Here is a 7,415-nt window from a genome sequence, read left to right as displayed (position 1 = left end):
GGAACTGATGAAGGCGATTACCAGGTAAAACTACGCAACCTGCGTCGCTTCATTGAAGAGGGCGACAAAGCCAAAGTCACACTGCGTTACCGTGGTCGTGAAATGGCGCATCTGGACATCGGTATTGAGGTTCTGAACCGGATCAAAGAAGACATGGCAGACATTGCTGTTTGTGAGTCTTTCCCGAGTAAGGTAGAGGGACGTCAGATGATCATGATGCTGGCCCCAAATAAGAAGTAATAAGGCTTTCAAGTATGTAAAGACGCCGCTTGAAAGAGTGGCGTTTTTTATCGCCTTATTATTCGTTGTCACTAAACAATGCGAGTTAGTAAACTATGCCAAAGATGAAAAACAACAAAGGTGCTGCAAAGCGCTTTAAGAAAACCGGCTCAGGCGGTTTTAAACGTAAACAATCACATCTTCGCCACATCCTGACGAAGAAATCTTCTAAGCGTAAGCGCCACTTAGGTCCAAAAACCTTAGTTGCCAAAGTTGACGTGAACAGCGTTGCACGTTGTCTGCCATACGCATAAGCCATTAGGAGATTTTAAATGCCAAGAGTAAAACGTGGTGTGACCGCTCGCGCGCGTCATAAGAAGGTTTTAGCGCAAGCTAAAGGTTATTACGGTGCCCGTAGCCGTGTTTATCGTGTTGCCTTCCAGGCAGTGATCAAAGCGGGTCAGTACGCTTACCGTGACCGTCGTCAACGTAAACGTCAATTCCGTCAGCTGTGGATCGCGCGTATCAACGCTGCTTCCCGTCAAAACGGTCTGTCTTACAGCCGCTTTATCGACGGTCTGAAACGTGCTTCTGTTGAGATCGATCGTAAGATCCTGGCCGATATCGCTGTATACGACAAAGGCGCTTTTGCTGCCTTAGTTGCTAAAGCGAAAGAAGCTTTAACTGCTTAATTCATTGAGCGAATTTTAAAAAGGCACCTTCGGGTGCTTTTTTTATGCCTGTCATTCAGCCCTGTATAGGCAGTGAAGTTAAGCTATGACATTGATTTTTAACAAGAGCTTGGCTTGTGCATCGCAATAGCTTATAACTAAGCACAAGGTTTAAAAATTCATCAGTTGAGTGGGTTATGCCAGAGGCTGTACTGCTATCCAAAGCCCAAGGGTTGATCTTCGGTTTGTTAGCCGGTGAAGTCACTGGCGCCGCATTGGAAAACCTGACAGATACAGAACGGGCCTTGCGCCTCGGTGGTAGTCTGGATGAACTGTTGCTGCAAAACAGCTGGAACACCCAACCAGGGCAGGTTACAGACAGTGGGGAGCTGGCTTTATTGTTATGCCGTTTGCTGGCGCACTATGGAGATTATCAGGAAGAGGGGGCCTGGCAGGCGTACGAATACTGGCTGCGGACTGAGCCTTTCGCTGTTCCTGAAGAATTGAAACAGGCACTGCTGGGACGGCAGAGCGAAGACTCATTTGCACCTACGCCTCTGGCCCGGATTGCCCCTATTGCGCTGGCTGTTCCACATTATTCATTACCTCAACTGGCCGCCTGGGCCATGGCCGACACGGCACTGACTCACCCGAATCTGCTGAATCAGCAAGTGACGGGGTTGTATGTGATGGCGCTTGGCCATTTGTTGGAAAATGACTGCAGCGCGGATGAACTGTACCAACAAATCAAAGACTGGGCACTGCAGCTGAAAGTGGACAAGCTGATAATCCGGGCCATCGATCAGGCTCTGTTTATGCCGCCAAAAGATTTTTATACTGACGACCATCCGATACTGGTCAGCTTGCAGAATGCACTTTGGCAGTTGTTGTATGCGGCTGACTGGCTGGATGGCATTTACGATACCATTCGCCGGGGCGGGGACACGGCAGATAATGCCGCCGTAGCAGGTGCGTTGTTAGGCGCCTGCTACGGCGTGAATGAAATTCCTGAGCCGCTGGTTCAGGCGATCAGCAATTGCCGGCCACTGAAAGGTCAGTTTGGTGTTCGTCGGCCACGGCCTGAGTGTTGTTGGGCCACCGAAGTTGGTTATTTGACTGAGCAGATACTGGCAGGTGTAAAAAAACCGGCGTAGCCGGTTTTTCTGGAGGCATTAGCCTTTGTGGCTGCGGTTATTTTCGCATTCCGCTTTATCGACACACTCGCCATAGAGGTACAGGCTGTGGTGGGTCAGTTTGATACCATTTTTTTCGGCAATTTCTAACTGTTTGCGTTCAATATCATCGTCTTCAAATTCAATGACTTTACCGCAGCTCAGACACACCAGGTGATCGTGGTGGTCCATTTTGCTCAGTTCAAACACCGATTTCCCACCTTCAAAATGGTGTCTGGTGACTATACCCGCATCGTCGAATTGGTTTAACACACGATATACAGTGGCCAGACCAATGTCTTCACCCAGGTCGAGCAGGATCTTGTATACATCTTCCGCGCTGATATGTTGATGGTTTGGATCCTGCAGAATATCCAAAATCTTAACCCGTGGCAGTGTAACTTTAAGACCTGCTTTACGCAGTTCCGTATTGTGATCTGACATTGAATGTCCCGTTCTTGCTTCAATTTCAAATGATTATAAGGGCATTGCCTTAAGAAGCAAACTGTTAATGGGCAGAACGCAGCAGACAAACGGCAGTTCGGGGTATAGAATTGCGACAACAGGTCATACCAGAGAGGGCTTTATGCGTTGGGCATTTAAACCCGCAGTGATGCGGCACTTACTGAACTTCTGGCCACCGTTTTTCTTTTGTGGCATTCGGGTTGAAGAACTGTCGGAGGATTACCGTTATTGCAAGGTGGTGCTGAAAAACCGGCCCTGGACCCGTAATATCAACAGCAGCCAGTTTGGTGGCTCCATGTTTGCGATGACCGACCCTATTTATCCTTTGATGCTGATGGGAGCTTTGGGTAAAGAATACATCGTTTGGGATAAACAGGCCGACATTAACTACATCACACCAGGGCGCAGCAAGCTCTGTGCTGAGTTTGTACTGACAGATGCCCAACTGGATGAAGTGAAAGAAAAAACCGCCGCGGGAGAAAAGTACTTTCCTGAATTTGTTGTGCATGTCAAAGATGCGAAGCAGCAACTGGTTTGTGAAGTGAACCGCAAAGTGTATATCCGGAAAAAACCAAAGTACCGTGCAGCAGAGCAGGATCTCTGACCCCAAAAAAGTAAAAAAGCCGGGGATCCCCGGCTTTTTTTGCTTATAACGCTTCCAGCTCTTTTAAGCTGAGCTCGTCATAAATTTGTTTACACCATTGTTTGACACGCTGTTCGGTCAATTCTGGCTGACGGTCTTCATCAATCCCTAAACCGACAAAGTGATCGTTGTCCGCCAAGGCTTTGGAGGCAACAAAATTGTAGCCTTTGGTTGGCCAGTGACCGACGATGATGGCACCTTTAGGTTCAATAATGTCTCTTAAGGTCCCCATCGCATCAAGGAAGTATTCGGCGTAGTCTTCCTGATCACCACAACCAAAAATAGCGACCAGTTTATTCTCGAAATCAATGTTTTCCAGCTCAGGGAAAAAATCGTCCCAGTCGCACTGGGCTTCGCCGTAATACCAGGTCGGAATACCAAATAACAACAAATCGTAGCTGGCAATTTGTTCTTTGGTGCTCTTTGCAATATCGAACACATCAAATAACTGTTTACCCAGCTCTTTTTGAATCATCTTGGCGATATGTTCGGTGTTACCGGTATCGCTGCCAAAAAATATACCTACAGTAGCCATAAGCTCAGCCTTTTACTTCAGTTGCGCCTGACGCAACGCTTGTTCTAAAACCAACTCTATATAGGCGCTCCGGGTCATCTGCTGCGCTTCTGCGCTCTGACACAACTGCTGGTACAGTTGCTCCGACACTTTGCACTCTATACGTTTTAAACCTTTAGTCCGATCGCGTTTGATTTGATTGCGTTTATTCAGTTTGACCTGTTCTTCGCGTGGCAGCGGGTTGGTCCGTGGCCGGCCAGGTCTTTTGTCATGCGCAAACAAATCAATGGTTGTGCGATCGGTGGCAATTTTCGCCATGAACGCACCTTACTCTGCTAAGAAATATTCAATAATCAGTTTGGCTACAAAGACTGCAGGTGACAAAAACAGCACCAGCCAGACAAAAAACTTGCCAAAACGGGGTGCTTTACTCTTCTTAAGCACATCCCATATCGCCATCACGATAAAGAGATACAAAGCACCTACACCCAGCACTAAACCCAGGGTTTCAAACTGTTCAATACTCATACTGCAGCTGGCCCGAAAAAAATTGCGCGCACTATAGCACAAATTAGTTGGGAATTAGTTGCATTAAGTCAATAAAAAATCATTGACCAGTCTTGCAAAAGCCGCAGGCTTTTCGGCATGCAACCAGTGACCTGTGCCCATAATCACTTTGGCTTTGGCCTGAGGGAAAAGTGTGCTGATCACGCCTTGGTGCTCACTGAGTAAATAATCGGAATCGCCGCCTTTGATAAAGAGTGTAGGGCCGGGGTAAGGACCTGTCGCGGCAGGTGGCTGAAGAATAGTATCGTAGCAGGACTGCAGCACATCCAGATTAAAACGCCAGGCAAAACCTGTTGCTGCTTTTTGCAGGCTTTTCAGTAAAAAAGCACGAACTCCAGCCTCTGCAATATACGCCGTCAGCAGCTGATCGGCCTGTTGCCTGCTTTGCACATTAGCTGCTGCGACGGCCGACAAACCGGCAAAAATAGCCTGATGACGCGGTTTATTCTGCACTGGCGAAATATCGGCCAAAATTAGCTTGCTGATCAGATGGGGTCTGGACAAAGCCAGTTGCATCGCCACTTTCCCGCCCATGGAATGGCCCAAAACGACCACCTGCTCAATGCCATACTGAGCCAGGGTTTCGGCGACATCATCCGCCATGGCAGGGTAATTCATTTCATCACTCCAGGGTGAGCGGCCATGATTACGTAAATCCATGCTGATCACCTGATAGGATTCCAGCTGACGGGCAATGACGCCAAGATTTTCATAACTGCCAAATAAACCATGCAACAGCAACACAGCTTGACCCTGACCGGAGATCTCGGTATGTAATAGCATCTGGGATCCTTCTGATTAAATTGGCCACAGGTTAACAGATCCTGGCTATAGCGTCAGGACTGCCGGCTTTATATAATGTTGTCAATTTTACTAAAACGCGGAATAAGTTCATGAAAACCATTGAGATAGACGACGATCTTTATCAATTTATCGCCAGCCAGACTCAGGAAATTGGCGAAAGTGCGTCGGATATTCTGCGCCGTTTATTGTTGCAGACCCATGCGACACAAATCCCGCTTGAGTCGGTGTCTGTTGCTGACATGGAGACGAAAAAGCCGGAAAAAGCCAATACAGGTTCAGTGTTTGACGTCTTGAGCCAACAGGACTTATCGGCAGAACACAGTGTGGTTGGCCGGTTTTTGTTTATTTTGTCTGCGCTGGCACGGGCTCACAAAAAAGAATTTGCCAAGGTGCTGGATATTAAAGGCCGTAACCGACTGTATTTTGCGCGCAGCGAACACGAATTGCAGGAAGCAGGCAGCAGCACTAACCCGAAATCTATCCCAAACACTGACTTTTGGGTCATTACCAATTCCAATACAACCCGTAAGAAAATGATGCTGACTGAAGTGGCCACAACCTTGGGTTACAACAGCGCGGATGTGGAAAAAATACGCGACTTATTATAAGGAGATACAGCGATGTCTTTGCACTCACTGGCCGGTCAGGTAGCGCCAGCCTCAAGCTTGATCAATGTGGCACAACTGGTATCAGCCTACTATGAGTTGGTACCAGACCCGAAAGTACCCGCAGAGTTGGTCAGCTTTGGGACCTCAGGCCACAGAGGTGGCGCCTTTTCAGCCTCCTTTAACCAGTCACATATTCTGGCCATAGTGCAGGCTGTGGCTGAGTACCGGCAGACGCAAGGCATCACTGGCCCATTGTTTTTAGGCAAAGACACTCATGCCTTGTCAGAAGCTGCCTTTGCTACGGCGTTACAGGTGCTGACCGCCAACGGCGTCCATACCATGATCCAGCAGGGCATGGGTTACACACCGACACCAGTGATCTCCCATGCCATTTTATGTTTCAACCGGGGCCGGACTGAAGGTCTGGCGGATGGCTTGATCATTACCCCTTCGCACAATCCGCCGGAAGACGGCGGTATTAAGTACAATCCGCCCCACGGCGGCCCGGCAGATACCGATGTGACCGACTGGATCCAACACAGGGCTAATCAGTTACTGGCCACGCAACTGCAAGGTGTGAAGCAGCAAAGTTTGTCAGCAGCGCTGCAGAGCCAGCACTGCCAGAGTTATGACTATGTCACTCCTTACGTCGACGATTTGAAGAATGTGATTGACATGGCTGCTATCGCCAAAGCAGGTATCCGCATTGGGGTTGACCCGATGGGCGGGTCGGGTTTGGCCTTCTGGTCTGTGATAGCCAAAACCTATGGCCTGGATATCACAGTGGTGAATGAGCGCATTGATCCGGCTTTTGCATTTATGCCGCTGGATAAAGACGGCAAAATTCGCATGGACTGCTCGTCAGCTTATGCAATGGCCAACCTGATCCAACTGAAGGACCAGTTTGATATAGCGGTAGGGAATGACCCGGATTTTGACCGCCATGGTATTGTGACCCGCAGTGGCGGCCTGATGAACCCCAATCATTATCTGGCAGTCGCCATTAATTACCTGCTCAGCAACAGACCTCAGTGGTCGGCTGATTTGGCGATTGGCAAAACCCTGGTCTCCAGTGCGTTAATTGACCGTGTGACTCAGGGGCGTGGCCGTACAGTGTACGAAGTGCCTGTGGGCTTTAAATGGTTTGTGGACGGGTTGCACAAAGGCAGCATCGCCTTTGGTGGTGAAGAAAGTGCCGGTGCCAGCTTCCTGCGATTCGATGGCTCGGTCTGGTCGACGGATAAAGACGGTTTTATTCTGGGTTTATTGGCCGCAGAAATGCTGGCGAAAACCGGGGTGGATCCCTACCAGCAATATCAGGCGTTAACCCGCGAATTTGGCTCGCCTTTATACCGCCGTCTCGACGCCAGTGCGACGGCAGAGCAAAAGAAAGCCCTGAAATCTCTGGATGTCAGCAGTGTGACTCAGACAGTATTGGCTGGCGATCCCATTCTGGCAGTACAAACCAAGGCTCCAGGCAATGACGCCAGTATAGGGGGGGTCAAAGTGGTGACTAAAAACGGTTGGTTTGCCGCGCGGCCTTCCGGCACCGAAAACAGCTACAAGATTTATCTGGAAAGCTTTGTCGACCCAGCGCATTTGCAGCAGCTGGAAAGCGATGCTAAAGCTTTTGTAGATGATGTGTTCGCTAAAATTTAAACAATCACAAGCTAATGCAATAATCCTGCCACAATTACGTAATTTAATTACGGTGGCAGGAGGGTAATCTGCTGAATCTTGACGAGAGACAAG

12 protein-coding genes are annotated in these 7,415 nt (G+C 48.9%); 7 read left to right on the top strand and 5 right to left on the bottom strand.

The annotated features are described in order from the left end of the window. The 4 genes from infC to WKJ03_RS17485 form a co-directional block, all read left to right on the top strand. On the top strand, nucleotides 1-240 hold a 240-nt coding region (gene infC, locus WKJ03_RS17500), incomplete at its 5' end, for a translation initiation factor IF-3 (RefSeq protein WP_337843533.1). 95 nt (nucleotides 241-335) lie between these two features. Then, the gene (rpmI, locus tag WKJ03_RS17495; protein WP_337843532.1) at nucleotides 336-533 is read left to right on the top strand and encodes a 50S ribosomal protein L35; all 198 of its coding nucleotides are present in this window, start codon (nucleotides 336-338) and stop codon (nucleotides 531-533) included. Nucleotides 534-551: 18 nt separating this feature from the next. Further along, nucleotides 552-911, top strand: coding sequence for a 50S ribosomal protein L20 (gene rplT, locus WKJ03_RS17490; RefSeq protein ID WP_337843531.1), 360 nt, complete (start codon nucleotides 552-554; stop codon nucleotides 909-911). A 176-nt stretch (nucleotides 912-1,087) separates the two neighbouring features. Next, nucleotides 1,088-2,044: an ADP-ribosylglycohydrolase family protein gene (locus tag WKJ03_RS17485; RefSeq protein WP_337843530.1), complete on the top strand. Its 957-nt coding sequence runs from the start codon at nucleotides 1,088-1,090 to the stop codon at nucleotides 2,042-2,044. An 18-nt stretch (nucleotides 2,045-2,062) separates the two neighbouring features. Here the strand turns inward: WKJ03_RS17485 and fur are convergent, their stop codons facing one another. Further along, nucleotides 2,063-2,506 carry a ferric iron uptake transcriptional regulator gene (fur, locus tag WKJ03_RS17480; RefSeq protein WP_337843529.1) on the bottom strand — a complete coding sequence of 148 codons (444 nt, stop codon included), beginning with the start codon at nucleotides 2,504-2,506 and terminating at the stop codon, nucleotides 2,063-2,065. Nucleotides 2,507-2,648: 142 nt separating this feature from the next. On the opposite strand from fur, the gene WKJ03_RS17475 reads away from it, so the two are divergent. Beyond that, the gene (locus tag WKJ03_RS17475) at nucleotides 2,649-3,131 is read left to right on the top strand and encodes a DUF4442 domain-containing protein (RefSeq protein ID WP_337843528.1); all 483 of its coding nucleotides are present in this window, start codon (nucleotides 2,649-2,651) and stop codon (nucleotides 3,129-3,131) included. Between the two features lie 43 nt (nucleotides 3,132-3,174). Here WKJ03_RS17475 and fldA read toward each other — a convergent pair whose 3' ends face one another. The 4 genes from fldA to WKJ03_RS17455 all read right to left on the bottom strand — a co-directional run bounded on the left by fldA (nucleotide 3,175) and on the right by WKJ03_RS17455 (nucleotide 5,034). Next, entirely contained in the window at nucleotides 3,175-3,705 is a 531-nt protein-coding gene (fldA, locus tag WKJ03_RS17470; RefSeq protein ID WP_337843527.1) for a flavodoxin FldA, read from the bottom strand. A gap of 12 nt (nucleotides 3,706-3,717) precedes the next feature. Beyond that, nucleotides 3,718-4,002 (bottom strand): LexA regulated protein, encoded by a 285-nt coding sequence (gene ybfE / locus WKJ03_RS17465; RefSeq protein ID WP_337843526.1) that lies wholly within the window; start codon nucleotides 4,000-4,002, stop codon nucleotides 3,718-3,720. A 9-nt stretch (nucleotides 4,003-4,011) separates the two neighbouring features. Continuing rightward, nucleotides 4,012-4,212, bottom strand: a complete 201-nt coding sequence (locus tag WKJ03_RS17460; protein WP_337843525.1) for a DUF2788 domain-containing protein — start codon at nucleotides 4,210-4,212, stop codon at nucleotides 4,012-4,014. Nucleotides 4,213-4,275: 63 nt separating this feature from the next. Then, nucleotides 4,276-5,034: an alpha/beta fold hydrolase gene (locus WKJ03_RS17455; protein WP_337843524.1), complete on the bottom strand. Its 759-nt coding sequence runs from the start codon at nucleotides 5,032-5,034 to the stop codon at nucleotides 4,276-4,278. Nucleotides 5,035-5,144: 110 nt separating this feature from the next. Here WKJ03_RS17455 and seqA point away from each other — a divergent pair, with 110 nt between their 5' ends. Continuing rightward, entirely contained in the window at nucleotides 5,145-5,663 is a 519-nt protein-coding gene (seqA, locus tag WKJ03_RS17450; protein ID WP_337843523.1) for a replication initiation negative regulator SeqA, read from the top strand. Between the two features lie 12 nt (nucleotides 5,664-5,675). Further along, nucleotides 5,676-7,322 (top strand): phosphoglucomutase (alpha-D-glucose-1,6-bisphosphate-dependent), encoded by a 1,647-nt coding sequence (gene pgm, locus WKJ03_RS17445; RefSeq protein WP_337843522.1) that lies wholly within the window; start codon nucleotides 5,676-5,678, stop codon nucleotides 7,320-7,322. The last annotated feature ends 93 nt before the right edge of the window (nucleotides 7,323-7,415 follow it).

The organism is Rheinheimera sp., assembly GCF_037442525.1.
Lineage (GTDB): Bacteria > Pseudomonadota > Gammaproteobacteria > Enterobacterales > Alteromonadaceae > Pararheinheimera.
This window is presented reverse-complemented; position numbering and strand designations above follow the sequence as displayed.